The organism is Enterobacter sp. 50793107, from assembly GCF_001463365.1.
In the GTDB taxonomy this organism is placed as follows: domain Bacteria; phylum Pseudomonadota; class Gammaproteobacteria; order Enterobacterales; family Enterobacteriaceae; genus Enterobacter; species Enterobacter cloacae.
This window is the reverse complement of the sequence record NZ_LNII01000164.1, coordinates 16,580-32,497: the sequence shown is the minus strand read 5'-3', so window position 1 is coordinate 32,497 and position 15,918 is coordinate 16,580. Positions and strand designations below refer to the sequence as shown.

General features: G+C 51.3%; 16 protein-coding genes. 13 read left to right on the top strand and 3 right to left on the bottom strand.

Annotation, left to right across the window (positions count from 1 at the left end; all coding sequences use genetic code 11):
• The 3 genes from APU11_RS23325 to APU11_RS23315 all read right to left on the bottom strand — a co-directional run.
• The coding region (locus tag APU11_RS23325; RefSeq protein ID WP_239691343.1) for a tellurite resistance TerB family protein at window positions 1-419 on the bottom strand (419 nt) is incomplete at its 3' end.
• A gap of 22 nt (window positions 420-441) precedes the next feature.
• The gene (locus APU11_RS23320) at window positions 442-1,599 is read right to left on the bottom strand and encodes a TerD family protein (RefSeq protein ID WP_001054787.1); all 1,158 of its coding nucleotides are present in this window, start codon (window positions 1,597-1,599) and stop codon (window positions 442-444) included.
• Entirely contained in the window at window positions 1,599-2,180 is a 582-nt protein-coding gene (locus APU11_RS23315; protein WP_000254136.1) for a TerD family protein, read from the bottom strand. Before APU11_RS23315 ends, APU11_RS23320 begins: the two co-directional genes overlap by 1 nt.
• A gap of 321 nt (window positions 2,181-2,501) precedes the next feature.
• On the opposite strand from APU11_RS23315, the gene APU11_RS23310 reads away from it, so the two are divergent.
• The 13 genes from APU11_RS23310 to APU11_RS23240 all read left to right on the top strand — a co-directional run bounded on the left by APU11_RS23310 (window position 2,502) and on the right by APU11_RS23240 (window position 15,911).
• Window positions 2,502-3,560, top strand: coding sequence for an ATP-grasp domain-containing protein (locus tag APU11_RS23310; protein ID WP_001035171.1), 1,059 nt, complete (start codon window positions 2,502-2,504; stop codon window positions 3,558-3,560).
• A gap of 9 nt (window positions 3,561-3,569) precedes the next feature.
• Window positions 3,570-4,712: a phosphoribosyltransferase domain-containing protein gene (locus APU11_RS23305; protein WP_001282603.1), complete on the top strand. Its 1,143-nt coding sequence runs from the start codon at window positions 3,570-3,572 to the stop codon at window positions 4,710-4,712.
• Window positions 4,705-5,478: a hypothetical protein gene (locus APU11_RS23300; protein ID WP_001040062.1), complete on the top strand. Its 774-nt coding sequence runs from the start codon at window positions 4,705-4,707 to the stop codon at window positions 5,476-5,478. Before APU11_RS23305 ends, APU11_RS23300 begins: the two co-directional genes overlap by 8 nt.
• Before the next feature lies 1 nt (window position 5,479).
• Window positions 5,480-6,559: a cysteine protease StiP family protein gene (locus APU11_RS23295; protein ID WP_001182415.1), complete on the top strand. Its 1,080-nt coding sequence runs from the start codon at window positions 5,480-5,482 to the stop codon at window positions 6,557-6,559.
• Window positions 6,559-7,515 (top strand): HpcH/HpaI aldolase/citrate lyase family protein, encoded by a 957-nt coding sequence (locus tag APU11_RS23290; protein ID WP_000797363.1) that lies wholly within the window; start codon window positions 6,559-6,561, stop codon window positions 7,513-7,515. Before APU11_RS23295 ends, APU11_RS23290 begins: the two co-directional genes overlap by 1 nt.
• 10 nt (window positions 7,516-7,525) lie before the next feature.
• Entirely contained in the window at window positions 7,526-8,734 is a 1,209-nt protein-coding gene (locus tag APU11_RS23285) for a DUF4236 domain-containing protein (RefSeq protein WP_000506888.1), read from the top strand.
• A 17-nt stretch (window positions 8,735-8,751) separates the two neighbouring features.
• Complete coding sequence (terW, locus tag APU11_RS23280; protein WP_001176767.1) at window positions 8,752-9,219, top strand: tellurium resistance protein TerW; 468 nt, start codon at window positions 8,752-8,754, stop codon at window positions 9,217-9,219.
• Between the two features lie 463 nt (window positions 9,220-9,682).
• Window positions 9,683-10,321 (top strand): VWA domain-containing protein, encoded by a 639-nt coding sequence (locus APU11_RS23265; RefSeq protein WP_001388628.1) that lies wholly within the window; start codon window positions 9,683-9,685, stop codon window positions 10,319-10,321.
• 22 nt (window positions 10,322-10,343) lie between these two features.
• Window positions 10,344-10,985 (top strand): TerD family protein, encoded by a 642-nt coding sequence (locus APU11_RS23260; protein WP_000116681.1) that lies wholly within the window; start codon window positions 10,344-10,346, stop codon window positions 10,983-10,985.
• Window positions 10,985-11,623: a VWA domain-containing protein gene (locus APU11_RS23255; RefSeq protein ID WP_013087240.1), complete on the top strand. Its 639-nt coding sequence runs from the start codon at window positions 10,985-10,987 to the stop codon at window positions 11,621-11,623. Before APU11_RS23260 ends, APU11_RS23255 begins: the two co-directional genes overlap by 1 nt.
• An 85-nt stretch (window positions 11,624-11,708) precedes the next feature.
• On the top strand, window positions 11,709-12,749 hold the full coding sequence (locus APU11_RS23250) for a TerY-C metal binding domain-containing protein (protein ID WP_013087239.1): 1,041 nt from the start codon (window positions 11,709-11,711) through the stop codon (window positions 12,747-12,749).
• A complete protein-coding gene (locus APU11_RS23245; protein WP_013087238.1) occupies window positions 12,749-14,386 on the top strand; it encodes a PP2C family serine/threonine-protein phosphatase in 1,638 nt (545 codons plus the stop codon). Before APU11_RS23250 ends, APU11_RS23245 begins: the two co-directional genes overlap by 1 nt.
• Window positions 14,387-14,411: 25 nt before the next feature.
• The gene (locus tag APU11_RS23240) at window positions 14,412-15,911 is read left to right on the top strand and encodes a lipopolysaccharide kinase InaA family protein (protein ID WP_060578729.1); all 1,500 of its coding nucleotides are present in this window, start codon (window positions 14,412-14,414) and stop codon (window positions 15,909-15,911) included.
• Window positions 15,912-15,918 lie beyond the last annotated feature (7 nt).

The following is a 15,918-nucleotide window of genomic DNA, read 5'->3' as shown; positions in this document are numbered from 1 at the left end:
TCTGCTTTTTTTTTTTTTTTTTTATGTCTTCGGCGACTCCCGAGACTTCCACCTCTCTTTTCGTCGGCAGCGTCAGATGTGTATAAGAGACAGGCCTCAGGCTGATCTTTCAGCGCCAGGATGTATTTCATGGTTTCGCCCTTGCCGATTTCAACATCGAAATCGAAGCTTGAAACCAGTTTATTGAAGAACTCGATCACCTCATTGGTATCGAAGACCTTCAGCTCTTCTGAAGAGCGAAGAAAGCCCATCATTTTCTGCTTTTCTTCCGAACTCACGCCGTCACTCGATACGGCAATACGGGCACATACAGCAACGGTGCCGTGCATAAATTTTTTGTTTTTGAAACGACCAACCTGGCGGGTCAGTTCGTCCCGGCCAGAGTTAATGGCACCTTTTACCTTGTCGAAAAAGCTCATACCTGTTTCCTTTGTTGCTGTGTTATTTAGAACCGGCGCTCCAGCGAAATCCCCAGCCAAATGCCCGGTCCATTTCGTCCTGGCCTTTGAAGTACTGGTTAATTCGCTCGACTTTAATTGCGCCGTTTTCGTTTACGAGTCTGGCAATGGCGCACAATGTGCGACGGTTTTCACCTTCGGTCAGGCGGGTCTCAATGGGCGGTTGATCCGGCACATGAATGGTGACCACACCATCAGTCTTGTCCCAGCTGGGAACACCTTCATAAATAAAGGCGTAAATCAGCACTTCGCGGATATGCTTCCATTCACGTCCATTGATATGCAGCCACTCGCCGTCTGATACATCACCCGTCCGGTCATCGCCCTTGAGCTGAACATACGGTTCATCGCGATAATTACCGAATGCATTACCGAGCGCCTGAATGACCGATTTATACCCGTCCTGAAGCTCAACAAAGGCCCCCAGATCCAGGTCGATTCCTTTGGAGCCGAACATGCCTGCAAAGCCTGATTTGCCGCTGCCCCGGTGCCAGTTCAGGTTGATCCGGATTTCACCGAAGTTATCCCGTTTGGTCAGGCTGATTGCAGGCTTCTCTTTTGTCAGCGATACCTTGCTCAGGCTGATTTTTGTCTCAACTGGCGGAGGGGTTACAACCGGAGGAGTCGGGGCTGCGGGAGCCGGTTCGTCGGCAATATTTACGCCGAAATGCTCTGCCAGCGGTTTAAGTCCACCGTTGAACCCCTGCGCAACGAAGCGGAATTTCCAGTCATTATTACGACGGTAAAATTCACCCAGAATTAAGGCTGCTTCCTGACGGCCGCTCAATTCGACACTGCCGCTAACCAGGCCGGTAGCCCCTTGCTCCACGTCGATGGAAAGATTACGAAGACCGGACACCGTCTGCCCACCGTCACAGGTCACGGTGAACGCAATTTTTTGGACATCAGGTTTCAGCCGGTTGAGCGCGACAGTAAAGGTTGAGTACTGGCCTTCACTGACCAGGCTGACGGTACCATCATCGTTACGTGGCTGACCATAGAACACCATGTCCGCATCACCCTGCACCTTCCCGTCGGCATACAGGCGAAACGCCGAAGCATCCACCTGGCCGCCCGAGGTGATCCGGACCCGCAACTCCTGGGCTGGAACGGGGGCATTGCCCCCCGGCGTCAGGTTCATTAGCGGATAACCGCTGAAACGATATCGGAGTGCATATCGTCAATTGTGCGGCCGCGACAGGCATGGCCAAGGGCGGTAAAGTCCCAGTTGCCGTTATTACGGCGCAGCGAAGAAATAACGATCCCGGTATGTGAGCCCTGCTCAGTCAGCTTGTAGCGAGCCAGCTCTTTGCCGGTTTGATCGACAACGCGGCAGAACGCGTTTTCGACGTCATTGAACGACTGACCACGGAAGCTGTTTACCGTAAACGCCAGGTATTCAACGTTTGCAGGCAGTCGGGAGAGGTTGACCTTAATCACTTCATCGTCACCGTCACCCTCACCGGTCAGGTTATCGCCACTGTGCACAACAGCGCCGCAGGTGGATTCCAGTTTGCGGAACCAGATGGTGTCAATTGTTTTACCGGTGCTGTCCATTAATACGCAGCCAGCATCGAGATCGATTGAGTCGTTGCCTCCAAACAATCCTCCAAGAAGACCTTTTTTCTTAACCGGATCCCAACCGAGACCGAAATGAAGCTGGCTTAATGCAGATGATTCTTTGCTGAGTGATACCGTCTGGTTCTTAACTAATGAAACCATGTTTTATTCCTTAAAATGGTAATGACCGAGACAATCAAAGGGTTGTTTATTAACTGACGAAGAAAATCATATCATGATGAAGTTCTCTGACAAGGGAAATTTTGGTAGTTTTCTGTAAAAACACAAAAAGAAAATCTTTTCAGGGTGTTAATTTTCTATGTTTAATTTAAATATCAATACTTTATCGGGAATCCAAAAAATACTGACTCACTCCATAACCACAGAAGTTATTAATCATATTATGATTGACATGTAGCTTAGACACTCATAGACTCACTTCTCAATCATAAATTTGCATGGCGTTCCGGATAATTAAAAAAAATGAACAAGAAAATTTGGTTTATGGAAGGTTTATCCTCCCAGCGAGATATTATTCAGGGGGTAAAATCATTTGCACAAAAAAATAATTTTGCCATTACCGTTTTTGCCTCCCACCGTAACGAAAGAAATGAAATCCTTTCCGTTGCCGATTATTCTTTGACTGAACCTGAAGATCCTCAAAAACGTCTCCAGTTTATTCAGGAAACCATTCAGACCTACGGCATCCACCATATTCATACTGGCCGTAACAGCCAGTGGTTTGAAGAACACCGTTCAGACATTGAATCGACCGGTGCCACCCTTACTACCGGTGCAACGAGCGTCGACTGGTTAACTCTGGCTGACGAAAAAGTTACTTTTGCTCAGTTTATGGAGCAAAAGGGACTCCCGGTTGTACCATCCTGGCGGGTGAATACGCTGGCAGAATTAAAGACACACCTCGCGTCCCCGCCGTTCACTGACAGCCCGGTATGCGTGAAGCCGGTGACGGGTATCTATGGCATGGGATTCTGGCGCTTTGATGACAGTGCTTCGCCTATGGCCGTCTTTAATCATCCCGAACATCGTCTGGTCAGTCCGCAACAGTATATTGCAGCAGCATCAGCTGCTGAGTCGTTTAAACCCCTTGTTTTGATGCCGTACCTGCCAGGCCCGGAATTTTCCGTCGATATCCTCGCGGATAAGGGCGAAATACTCGCAGCCGTGGGACGCCGTAAGGAAGGGGCTATCCAGTATCTGGTAAACGAAGGTAGCGCCTGGGAACTGGCGTGTGACTGCGCCCGGGTTATGAAGGCCGACGGGCTGGTGAATGTTCAGACGCGAAACGATGTGAATGGCAACCCGGTGCTGCTTGAAACCAACATGCGTCCGTCAGGGGGGGTGGGTTATACCCTTCACAGCGGGGTGAACCTTCCTGGGTTATTTGCTGCCTTTAAGCTCGGTCTGATGTCTGAAGATATGGTGCGCCAGAGCGCTAAAAACACCTTTTCTCCGGTTGCGGTGAGATCCATTACGGATGTAATTGCATACCCGGAATCACTCTCTAACCTTTTGAATTAAGGCGTGTTTATGTCTGATAACCTCGAAGATATGATTTATCGCCGTACCCTCTCATGCGGTACGATTCAGGTAATCCGCGATCAGGGTGAAGTTTCGCTCGATGACCTGTTTGATATCGCTGAAAGACGTAACCCGAAACGCGCCTTTCTGTTTGTCAGCAAAGTACTCGGCAGGCACATTCCCGTGCCACCCTCAGTCATGCGGCAGGCCTACAGACAGCTTGCCAGCCAGTTCCCCTCAACGCTAACAGGGCCCGTACTGTTTATCGGTATGGCTGAAACCGCCGTTGGGCTTGGGGCCGGTGTGTTTGATGAAGTGCGCCACCAGCATCGTGAATCTGTATATCTGACCTCTACCCGTCACCCGGTTGATGGCACGTTGCTTTGCGAGTTCAAGGAAGAACACAGCCACGCCACTGATCATCTGATCTATCTGCCAGATGATGAAGAGAAAAGACGTCGTGTTACCAACGCGCGAACGCTGGTTTTGATTGATGACGAGGCAACCACCGGTAATACCTTTATTAACCTGCTTTCTGCCCTGCGTAATACCGGCAAGCTTCAACATATTGAACAGGTTATCGCCGTTACGCTTACCGACTGGAGTGGCAAAGCCTTGTCCGAGCGCAGCACCTTACCCGTCACTTCTGTTTCTCTTGTAAGCGGTCAGTGGGGATGGACCACATTACCAGATGCACCGGTCCCGGACATGCCAAAAGTCAACGTAACTTCACGCGGAGAATGGGACATCCAGGGGAAACAGTCATGGGGTCGACTGGGGATGCTCGCACCTGCGGCCGATCTCGGCCATGAGGTTTCCGTCCGCAAAGGGGAGCGTGTTCTGGTTCTCGGGACAGGGGAATTCGTCTGGGAGCCGTTCCTGCTTGCAGAACGGCTCGAAGCTGCCGGGGCAAAGGCATTTTACGGTTCGACTACCCGCTCCCCTATCGCCGTTGGTTATGCCATTGAGTCCGCCATTTCCTTTACGGATAACTACGGGCTGGGCATCCCCAATTTTGTCTATAACGTCGCCCACCAGCAGTTTGACCGCATTCTTGTGTGTACTGAGACACCCGCAGAAAGTATTGACGCGCAGCTTCTTAAGGCGCTGGCTGAGGTTGCGCCCGTCGTGGAGATTGTTACCTATGAATAAACCCGTTGTTCTGAGCGACCTTGACGACACGCTCTTTCAGACCCGTCGTAAAATGGTGGACGAGCTGGCCCTGGAGCCATTCCGTACCGGTGCCGTTGATCGTACCCTGAATCCACGAAGCTTTATGACGGAAGAACAGTCCATGTTAGTGGACTGGCTTCTGGAGCAGGCTGAACTCATTCCCGTTACCGCACGGGGAACTGAAGAAATCAGCCGCGTACGGATCCCTTTCCACTCCTGGGCAATCACCACGCACGGGGCCGTCATTCTCACGCCTGAAGGCAACCCCGACGAGGAGTGGAAGGCCCATATGCTCGGCCAGCTGGCTCCCTATCAGGAAAAGCTGACATCGATGCAGCGACTGATCACTGAAATGATGGACGCAAAAGGGATTAATGCCTGGGCAAGACTGAACTTCGAATACGGTGAAACGGCGGTTTATATGGTGATGAAACACCGCGACAGCACCCGCCTTGACGAGCTCAATGCCATTGCAGATGAGATAGAAACGGTGTTTCCGACCGAGGGCTTCTACATCCACCGCAACAGTAATAACGTGGCCTGGCTACCCACCCCGGTTGAGAAAGGGCTGGCCGTCAGCTGGCTGCTTGAAAAACTTCGGGCTGAACGCGGCGTTTTCCCCGTAATTGGTCTGGGCGACAGCCTGAGCGATCATCGTTTTATGAAACTGTGCAGCTGGTTTGGCATCCCGCGTCAGAGTCAGTTTGCAGATGCCATTTCACAGCGAATTTTTGGAGAAAATTAAAATGCAGCCACATGAAACATTTACCGGCTCATACCAGCCCGGTGACGTGGAATTTCTGCTAAAGCCGGTTGTCATTGAGATGACGCCGGTTGATCAAAAAGAAGAGCTGATTCAGTCCGGGAAGAAACATTATTCAGACATGCTCAGCCAGGAGCCAGCACCAACACAATGGCATCTTGATTTGTTTCACCGGGCGCTGGATCGGGGCGCAGAGAGGCTTGCAAAAGAAGTCACACAGCTCGCTATTTCTCTGGCCGAACGCTTCGGTGATGAGCCCATTGTACTGGCCAGTCTTGTCAGAGCTGGCGTACCGCTCGGCGTTATGCTGCACCAGGCCCTGCGTGACATGGGGAAAACCTCATGGCATTACGGCATCAGCATCATCCGGGATCGTGGAATTGACGGTGCAGCACTCGACGTCATTGAAGAGCGGCATGGTACCAGCGGTATTGTCTTTGTTGACGGATGGACAGGTAAAGGCGCAATTACCGGAGAGCTTGTACGCGCACTGAAAGATCGCCCGGGCTATCCTGAGCAGCCGCGACTGGTTGTCCTGGCCGATCCCTGTGGCTGTTCCTGGCTTGCAGCAAGTGATGATGACTGGCTCATTCCTTTTGGCATCATGGGTGCGCCGGTATCAGGTCTGATCTCCCGGTCAGTATGGTCCTCTGAAGGATTACATGGGTGCATGGTTTGCGAGCATCTCAGTGAATTCGAATGCAGCCGGATGCTTGTCGATACCGTCGCTCATTTCCGTAAGAAGTTAACACCGACATCCCTCGCTCCCCTGAGCTGGAATACGGAGTCAGCCCGGATCTTATGGCAGACAAGTCGCGACGTTATCGCGTTCCTGGCCGATGAATTTAAAGTGGACAGCGTCAATCGTATTAAACCCGGTATTGCTGAAGCAACCCGGGCTGTATTGCGTCGGGTACCGGACCATATATTTGTGCGTTCTATTGACGACCCGGACGTTGCCTTGCTTGTAGGGCTTGCTCGTGAAAAGGGAATAGTTGTTACAGAAATGGGGGGAACCCTCGGCCAGTATCGGGCTGTAACCATTATCAAGAAGGTACTCTGATGAAAAATCGTCTTTCTCCCTGGAATCTGGGAGCCACGCTATACATGCCTGCAACACGGGAAGATATTGCTGATGCCGTCCTGCATGGGAAAATCCCGGGTTTGCGCTCTCTGGTAATTTGCCTTGAGGATGCTGTCAGTGAAGCAGACATCCCCATCGCCCTCAAAAATCTGGAGCACCTGCTGCACGAGCTCAGTAACAGCATGCGTAGCCTGGGTAAAAATGACTGGCCTCTGGTGTTCATTCGCCCCCGGCATGCCGACATGGGCAGATGGTTAAAAGCGCATTATGATCTTTCCGCTGTCGACGGGTTTGTGTTGCCGAAATTTACCCTCAGTTCGTTAGCTGAATGGTGGGATATCATGGGCGGGACTCACCTGTGCATGATGCCAACGCTGGAAACAGAAGACGTCTTTGACGTGGTTCAGATGCGGGAGCTGGCCACCCGTCTGGTGGAACATCCCTGCCACGACCGCATTATTGCGCTTCGAATCGGCGGCAACGATCTTATGAACGTTGTGTCGCTTCGCCGTCCCCGGGACCTGACGCTGTATGACAGCCCGATGGGCTACGTCATCAAAATGCTCGTTTCGGTCTTCGGCCCGCGTGATTTTGCCCTGACCGCGCCCGTATGTGAGCATATTGACGATCATGCCGTAATGGCCAGAGAGCTGGCTCTTGATATGGCACATGGGCTTGTTGGGAAAACGGCCATTCACCCGGGTCAGATAGAGGTCATTCAAAACGCGCTGATGGTCACTCAGGGTGAGCATTCTGACGCTCTGCGGATCCTGAACTCGACCCAGGCCGTGTTTAAGTCGCAGGGAGCAATGTGTGAACCCGCCACACATCGCCGCTGGGCGGCTGGCATTCTGGACAGAGCTCGTTTTTATGGGTTACAGAACGAGCAAAGCGCTGATGGAATCAGATTACTTACCGTGACCCAGCATCATTAAGGAAATCATAATGGGGTTCAGGTTCAGAAAGTCGATCAACATTATTCCTGGTGTTCGCCTCAACCTGAGTAACGGTGCACCGAGCCTGAGTGTCGGGCCGAGAGGTGCTTCCGTTTCTTTTGGAAGCCGGGGGACCTATGCCAATCTGGGCTTGCCCGGTACCGGGCTGAGTTACCGTACCCGGCTTGACCGGGCCGCGCGTTCCGGAGGTGGGAACCGGACGGCTACCGACCCGGGGCTCAGACAGGCGCTTGAGCAGGAAGCCGCTGATCTCATGTCAGCGGTGACCGCAATCCGTAATATTCACGAGCTGACGCCGGATCCCAAAACAGGCATCAGCTGGGCAGAGCTGGAAGCAGTATACCTGCATAACAGAACGTCGCCTTTTCAGGTTCCGGCACCGGTGCGTCCAGAAAAGCCAGACTATCTTGCATTGCCGGAAAAGCCTGCCGAGAGCGAAGGCATTAGTTTTCTGGGTAAATGGTTTGAATCGGAATCAGCTAAAGCTGAGCGCCACGCCGAAAATCTTCGCCGGTGGCAGCAGGAGCTGATTGATGTGGAGCGTGAGAATACCCTTCGACAGCACCGGTACCAGCAACAACGGACGGCCTGGGCCGAACAGTATGCAAACTGGAAGTTTGAGGCTGAAGAACATGAAAAACGGCTCGCCACGGCTCAGGCAGATGCCCGGCAGCAGTTCCGGACAGACGCCGCGTTTTTCGAATCATACCTGGCGGGTGTGCTGGCAGAAACTGAATGGCCGCGTGAAACGCTTGTTGCATTTGAAGTAAAGCCGGAGCTATCAGCAGTCCTGCTGGATGTTGATTTAGCTGAGATTGAAGATTTCCCTGATAAGATTTACGGCGTTAATGCCCGGGGCACGGAGCTGACGGAAAAAGCCATGACGCAAAAAGCCGTACGCGAAAACTATGCCCGCCACGTCCATGGCTGCTTGTTCCGCCTGGTCGGTATCGTTTTACATACGCTACCGTTCGACAACGTGATTGTGTCAGGCTTTACGCAACGGGTCAGTAAGCGGACCGGCTATCTGGAGGATGAGTATATCCTGTCCTGCAAATGCAGTCGCAGCCAGATGTCGTCAGTAAATTTTGCAGGCTTAGAACACATTGATCCGGTTGAAGCGTTAGGCGATCAACCGGTTATTCGAAAGATGAGCAGTACCTTCATTTTTCAGCCTATTGAACCACTAACCCTTTAAGCAGGCTAAATCTTACGATGCAATTAAATACCAGACAGGCCCGGATTTTTAAGCTTGCCAACTTACTGGGCACCGGCAAGCCCGTTTCCGCTGCCGACATTATAACCAGTCTGGAATGCTCAGAGCCGACATTAACCCGGGCACTCAAAGAGCTACGCGAGTCATATTCTGCGGAGATCAAATACAGCAAGGCAGGTCATTCATACCATCTCGTTAATCCGGGCCAGCTGGATAAAAAGACCCTTCGCCGGATGAATGAAGCGCTCGCACAGAATGCTGAACTGAAAACCGGTGAGTCCACAGGGAAGGTCGTACTCGATAAGGATAAAAAAACAGCCGTGTCATTATCGCTACGCATGCGGATTTTAAGAAAAATTGACCGTCTGGCTGCGCTGAGTGGCTCGACCCGAAGTGAAGCGGTAGAGAAGCTGGCTCTGCACTCCGTTGATGAACTGATAAAAGAATACAGCGCTAAAAAGTCCTGACGCTAAATCTCAGACCGGGGTGAAAACCCCGGTTTTGTCATATTTCACCTCTGTATCTGCGTGACGGAGTTTTGATCTATTCTCCTCCCGCAATGTCAGCAGCGCCTTTCTGCCTACAAAACCTGGTGTCTTGACATCCTCTTGTGCTACACATCAATCTTTGGGCGATTTACACTCCATTCATGCAGATCTGTGATGTATGATGATTTTCATACATAAGAAAGTTTATTTTTGCCGGAGTTTTTTTCAGAAATCTTATATTCCAGTACGGTCTGAATTTTTTTCTCTGATAAGAGGCCATTCACATGTCGGTAATTCAATGGTGGTTAACTTATTTCTTTAATGCCGCTTCTGAGTATTTAATCTCCACCCGACAGATGTCGTGCCGTTTTATCAAATCTACAAACTCTGGCCTCTTCCTGAAACTACTCTCCTCTTCCGATCTCTTAAGAAGGAATTACATTTGAGACGCTTACCCGTATATCTGCTACTCGACACGTCCGGCTCTATGCACGGAGAGCCTATCGAAGCGGTTAAGAATGGCGTTCAGACGCTGCTTACCACGCTGAAACAGGATCCGTATGCACTCGAAACGGCTTACGTGTCAGTGATCACCTTTGATTCTTCAGCCCGACAGGCAGTCCCCCTGACAGACCTCCTGAGTTTCCAGATGCCAGCACTAACAGCCAGCGGCACCACCTCTCTTGGCGAAGCGCTTACCCTGACGGCCAGCTCCATTGCCAAAGAAGTACAGAAAACGACGGCTGACACTAAAGGTGACTGGCGTCCCCTTGTATTCCTGATGACGGATGGAAGTCCGAATGATGACTGGCGTAAAGGCCTGAATGACTTTAAAGCGGCCAGAACCGGCGTTGTTGTGGCATGTGCAGCCGGGCATGATGCCGATACCAGCGTCCTCAAAGAAATCACTGAAATCGTGGTTCAGCTCGATACAGCTGACAGTTCGACGATTAAAGCTTTCTTTAAATGGGTCAGTGCGAGCATTTCGGTAGGCAGTCAGAAAGTGGAGTCCAGCAAAAAAGAAGTGATCGGTCTTGAAGACCTGCCACCGCCGCCGCCAGAAGTAAACGTGGTCTTATAATTTTATTAATTAAGGGGATGTCATGTCTGTCAGTCTGAGCAAAGGCCAGGGCGTAAGCCTGAAAAAAAATGAATACGATCTCTCGTCCGTTACTATCGGCCTGGGTTGGGATATTAATGAGGAAAAGAAAGGTTTCCTCGGCGGGATCTTTGGTAAAAAAGAAGAAGAATACGACCTTGATGTGATCGCTTTCCTGTGTAATTCAGCCGGAAAGGTGACCGATCTCGGCAATGTGGAAAATGGTAAACCAACGCTTGTGAATGGCGATATCATCTTTTTCAACAGCCTTCGCCATAAGTCAGGAAATATCTGGCTGACGGGCGATAACCGAACCGGAGCCGGTGACGGTGACGATGAGCAAATTATTGTGCGCCTGAATTCCCTTGACGCTCAGTACGAGAAAATTGTGTTCATCGTTCAGATCTACAATGGTGAAAAGCTCCAGCAGCACTTTGGTAAAGTTCAGAATGCCTTCATCCGGGCAGTAGATGCCCGTAATATTGAAATGGCACGATTCGATCTTTCTGGCGGACCCGCCTTCGCCAGCCAGCGCTCCATGGTTTTTGCCGAGCTGATACGCGAGGCTACAGGCTGGAAACTCAGGGCAATTGGTGAGCCTTCAGAATCAGATTCGTTTGTCTCGCACCTGAGGAATTACATGTGATGCGCCGCCTGCCTGTTTACCTTGTTATCGACACATCCGGCTCGATGCGCGGTGAGTCCATCCATTCCGTTAACGTTGGAATTCAGGCGATGCTTAGCGCTCTTCGCCAGGATCCCTACGCCCTCGAAAGCGTTCATATCTCCATTATCACCTATGACAATGGGGCGCGTGAGTTCATTCCTCTCACGCCGCTGGAAGACTTCCAGTTTTCTGATATCGTTGTGCCAAGCGCAGGCGGGACGTTCACCGGTGCTGCCCTTGAATGTCTGATGCAGTGTGTTGAACGGGATGTACGTCGCTCAGATGGTGATACAAAAGGAGACTGGCGTCCTCTGGTATTCCTGATGACTGATGGAACCCCTTCTGATGCCCTGGCGTACGGTGAAGCGGTAAAAGCGATTCGCGGCCGGGGATTCGGATCCATCATTGCCTGCGCCGTTGGTCCTAAAGCAGGCCATGAGCACTTAAAACAGCTCACCGATAAGGTTGTGTCTCTGGAGACGCTAGATTCAACCGCGTTTGCAGGTTTCTTTAAATGGGTATCGGCCAGCGTGTCTTCCGGCAGCACAAGCGCGGGGATCAATAACGGAACTGATACCCTTCCCCCTCCTCCACCAGAAATCCAGCTGGTGCTCTGACAGACAGAAAGGTGCTGCTTTCCGGGCAGCACCTTTCTGTACAGCAACGTTTTCTGCTGGCCGTACCAGCCGTACGAGGAAAATTATGAGACGCCTTCCCGTGTTTTTTGTCCTGGACTGTTCAGAGTCCATGATTGGTGAAAACCTGAAAAAAATGACTGATGGTCTGCAAATGATCGTCGGAGATTTAAGAAAGGATCCACACGCACTTGAAACAGCCTGGGTTTCGGTAATCGCATTTGCCGGTGTAGCCCGTACGATTGTACCTCTTCACGAAATTGCCTCGTTCTACCCTCCCCGCCTTCCCGTTGGCGGCGGTACGAGCCTTGGGGCCGCATTGCGTGAGCTGACCGTACAAATTGATACCCAGGTCAGAAAAACCACTCATGAGGCTAAAGGCGACTGGAAACCCGTCGTGTATCTCCTTACCGACGGACGTCCGACTGACGACACAACCGCAGAAGTGAAGCGCTGGAAGGATCACTACGCGAGTAAAGTGAATCTCATTGCCGTTGGCCTGGGGCCGTCAGCGGACCTGAATACCCTGCGGCAACTGACAGAGAATGTCATGCTGTTCACCGAGTCTCAGGAAGGGGACTTTACCCGCTTCATCAAATGGATCACAGCCTCGGTTACGGCGCACAGCCGCAGCGTCGGAGACGACAAACAACCTGAGCTCAGCCAGACTGAATACATAGTCCGGCTGGCCAAGGACGAGCCAGTAAAAGCGTACGACGAAATCTGCGTTACGCTTACCGGCCGTTGCAGCAAGACCCGTCGTCCGTATCTGATGAAGTATGAACGGCCACCAGCAAGGATTTCCGGGCTCGATTTCAGCCTGAACCTGAACAGCTTTAATATTGCCGGATGCTATCCCATCGATGAGGACTATTTTGCATGGTCAGATGCCACCGCTACCGGTTTGCAGGTAAACACCAGCGAACTGCATGGCGTACCGGGTTGCCCTCACTGCGGTAATGCCAGTGCGTTTGCCCTGTGCTCATGCGGAAAATTGCTGTGCATTGACGGCCCGGATGACGTGATCTGCCCGTGGTGTGAAACAGGTCTGTCATTCAGCAATGATGGCGGAAACACTAACTTCGACGTAAACAGAGGGAGAGGTTGATGTCGCAAAATGCTTTACTTGAAGAGAAGATTATCCGCTTAGTGCTGTCTGAGCTGGGCCACCCTGTAGAAGGTGAGCGGCTTTTTCTTCTATCGCACGACCCTTCCCTTACTGAAGAGATTATGCGGCTTAAAGAGCGGATTGAGAGCCTTGCACAGGGTTTATCTGCGCGGGTTAGCGAAGGTTATAACGACGCAGAGATCGCCCCCTCGTCAGCATCCAGCCTTTCCGATCAGCAACAAACGGTCGTAAGTGATGCAGATAACCCGGGCATTGACGCTACCGATACACCATTACTGCAACCCCTGCCAGAAAATGAACCTCATCCTCCGTTCTGGAAGCTGATGCCTTATTACGAATTTGATAAACCAGCACAGAGGGAAGACGAAAACCTGTCTTCCCTGGTATTAAAACCCGGGCAGATACCGACAGGCCAGCAGCGGGCCGGATTAGCTGTGCCACCTGCCGTTCCCCCGAGAGCTAAAATAGTTATTCCCAACGCCCGCGCAGGCGAACGTTTCTCTTCGCCGGTTGCTATAGTTCTGGATGAGGGCCAGCAGGCTACTGTCAGGGACGTTGTCTTTCCCAGGAACATTGGCCTGACCTTTGACAAAGAGCATAAGTTGCTGACAGGTACACCCACCGAAAGCGGCGATATAGAGCTTTCAGTACTCTGGTCATGCGCTTCGCACGACGAATGCGAAACAAAACAGCTTTTTATAGTCAATCCCGATCCGAGAAGCCTGTGGAAGGTGGTAGAGCCACCAGCAGGCGCTTCCTACCCTAAGTCCCATCTGGACGCTGCTGGCCTGGTCAGGGGTGACATACGTATTGCTGCCGCCAGTCGCCGGGGACGATCTCATGAGCATGCCGGGAGCTTCAGAGATGACGACTTCTATATCAACCACTGCCAGGAAACAGGATGGTCTGTCATGCTGGTCGCAGACGGGGCCGGTAGTGCGGTAAATTCCCGGGAAGGCTCCCGGATTGCAGTCCAAACGGCTGGCGATTACCTTTTCAATCAGCTCAGTGGTTTGAAAGGCGTCCATCTAAAGCAGCACATCACGGCGTGGGAAGGGAGCGATCAGCAGGCAACCATAAACGCCATGCTTCATCATTTTAAACAGGCAGCTACGCTCGCGGTCAACAGTATCCAGAACGAAGCCATTTGTGCAGAACAACCTGTGAAATCCTATTCAACAACCCTACTGGCAACTGTAGCGCTACGAACTGATAATGAGCTGTTTGCGGCTGCATTCTGGCTTGGTGATGGTGCGATAGGTGCATACAGCCCTTCCGGTAAAGTCAGGATACTGGGAAATCCCGATAGCGGAGAATACGCAGGACAAACCCGCTTTCTTGACCAGAGCATTATCGCAGACCCCTCGTTTAGCGGCCGCATCAGCGTGGGTAAATGGAATGATGTATCTCACTTGATCCTCATGACAGATGGCGTATCAGACCCTCTGTTTGAGACAGATAACGGGCTTCGCAGTGACGAAAAATGGACCCGTCTCCTTGATGAGCTCATCCCTGTCCTTACAGACGCCAGTATTGCGCCTGAGAGGTTAGGCGACTGGCTTAACTTTTTCTCCACAGGGAACCACGATGACCGCACTATTGCGGTGTTGTGGTAAGGGATACGCTTCTTCGGTGATCAATATGGCAAATATTGTTACGTGCAAAACAAAGGACGGCGAAACAGTCCAGTATGTTGACGAGGAAATTGGTTCGGGCTCGATGAAGGATGTTTACTTCTCGCCTGATAAATCATACGTCGTCGCTTTTTATCATAAACCGCAGAACGAGCAGGCCCGGGATCGGATTGATATGATCACCGGACGCTACAGGCAAAACATTTTTGGCCAGTCCGGAGGTGAATACTGGAAGGACCTGTTTTGCTGGCCGACCCACGTTGTTGAGCATGGGGATAAAATCGGCATCGTGGTTCCAACCTACAAAAGCTACTTTTTCTTTAAATACGGCTCTAAAAACGATGATTTTCTTGGCATAAAAGGCCGTGAAAAGGAAGGCAAATGGTTTGCCAGCGCCAGCAACCAGAATAAATTTCTCGACCCACGTGAACGAGGCAATACGCTTACCTATCTCAAGGTCTGTCTGCTGCTAACAAGAGCCGTCAGAAGGATGCATGCGGCAGGTCTCTGTCACAGCGATCTAAGCTATAAAAACGTGCTTATCGATCCAGAAATGGGACATGCCTGCATCATTGACGTAGACGGCCTGGTTGTCCCTGGAAAGTATCCTCCCGACGTCGTGGGCACCCCGGATTTTATCGCTCCGGAAGTGGTGAAAACCAGCCATCTTTCCAAAGAGGATCCGAACCGCGTATTGCCAAGCATTTCTACTGACCGTCATGCGCTGTCGGTGCTTATCTACATGTATCTGTTCTTCCGTCATCCGCTACGTGGCGGAAAAATACATGACATGTCGGATGAAGTACGTGATGAGACCTTATCTATGGGTGAGAAGGCACTCTTCATTGAACATCCGACAGACAAAAGCAATGCAGTCAAAGTCAGTCAGCTATCCTCCTTTTCACTGCCCTGGGCTGACCCGGAGAAAATTCCTTACACCATCATGGGCCCTTATCTGACGCCTTTGTTTGAACGCGCCTTTATTGATGGCTTACACGATGCCACTAAACGCCCGACCGCCGATGAGTGGGAAAGTGCCCTGGTTAAAACAGTCGATCTGATACAGCCCTGCCAGAACAAGGCGTGTGAACAGAAATGGTACGTTTTCTCAGGTAAGACAAAGCCGGTTTGTCCCTACTGCGGTACGCCATACAAGGGTAAATTACCGGTTCTAAATTTATATTCATCCCGAAAGGAAGGCAGTTATCGTCCTGACGATCACCGGTTGATGGTGTGGAGCGGGCAGTCAATCTATGCGTGGCATGTGAATCGCCTCATTGCGCCAAATGAGCGCACAACCGATGCACAAAGGAAACGAGTTGGGTATTTTGTTTTCCATAACGATCAGTGGTGGTTAGTAAATGAAGGCATAAATGGGCTTATGTCATTACCGGATAAACGACAGATTGCCATTGGTGAAAAAATTGAACTGACGAATAACGCTCAGTTTGTTCTGTCAAAGGAGGAAGGCGGCAGGCTAGTCGTCGTTCAGTTAGTAGAAAACTAACGTGTAG

Excerpts from the sequence above, each read along its gene's own strand:
- APU11_RS23320 (WP_001054787.1), bottom strand. The coding sequence starts at position 1,599 with ATGAACCTGACGCCGGGGGGCAATGCCCCCGTTCCAGCCCAGGAGTTG.
- APU11_RS23315 (WP_000254136.1), bottom strand. The coding sequence starts at position 2,180 with ATGGTTTCATTAGTTAAGAACCAGACGGTATCACTCAGCAAAGAATCA.
- APU11_RS23310 (WP_001035171.1), top strand. The coding sequence starts at position 2,502 with ATGAACAAGAAAATTTGGTTTATGGAAGGTTTATCCTCCCAGCGAGAT.
- APU11_RS23305 (WP_001282603.1), top strand. The coding sequence starts at position 3,570 with ATGTCTGATAACCTCGAAGATATGATTTATCGCCGTACCCTCTCATGC.
- APU11_RS23300 (WP_001040062.1), top strand. The coding sequence starts at position 4,705 with ATGAATAAACCCGTTGTTCTGAGCGACCTTGACGACACGCTCTTTCAG.
- APU11_RS23295 (WP_001182415.1), top strand. The coding sequence starts at position 5,480 with ATGCAGCCACATGAAACATTTACCGGCTCATACCAGCCCGGTGACGTG.
- APU11_RS23290 (WP_000797363.1), top strand. The coding sequence starts at position 6,559 with ATGAAAAATCGTCTTTCTCCCTGGAATCTGGGAGCCACGCTATACATG.
- APU11_RS23285 (WP_000506888.1), top strand. The coding sequence starts at position 7,526 with ATGGGGTTCAGGTTCAGAAAGTCGATCAACATTATTCCTGGTGTTCGC.
- terW (WP_001176767.1), top strand. The coding sequence starts at position 8,752 with ATGCAATTAAATACCAGACAGGCCCGGATTTTTAAGCTTGCCAACTTA.
- APU11_RS23260 (WP_000116681.1), top strand. The coding sequence starts at position 10,344 with ATGTCTGTCAGTCTGAGCAAAGGCCAGGGCGTAAGCCTGAAAAAAAAT.
- APU11_RS23255 (WP_013087240.1), top strand. The coding sequence starts at position 10,985 with ATGCGCCGCCTGCCTGTTTACCTTGTTATCGACACATCCGGCTCGATG.
- APU11_RS23250 (WP_013087239.1), top strand. The coding sequence starts at position 11,709 with ATGAGACGCCTTCCCGTGTTTTTTGTCCTGGACTGTTCAGAGTCCATG.
- APU11_RS23245 (WP_013087238.1), top strand. The coding sequence starts at position 12,749 with ATGTCGCAAAATGCTTTACTTGAAGAGAAGATTATCCGCTTAGTGCTG.
- APU11_RS23240 (WP_060578729.1), top strand. The coding sequence starts at position 14,412 with ATGGCAAATATTGTTACGTGCAAAACAAAGGACGGCGAAACAGTCCAG.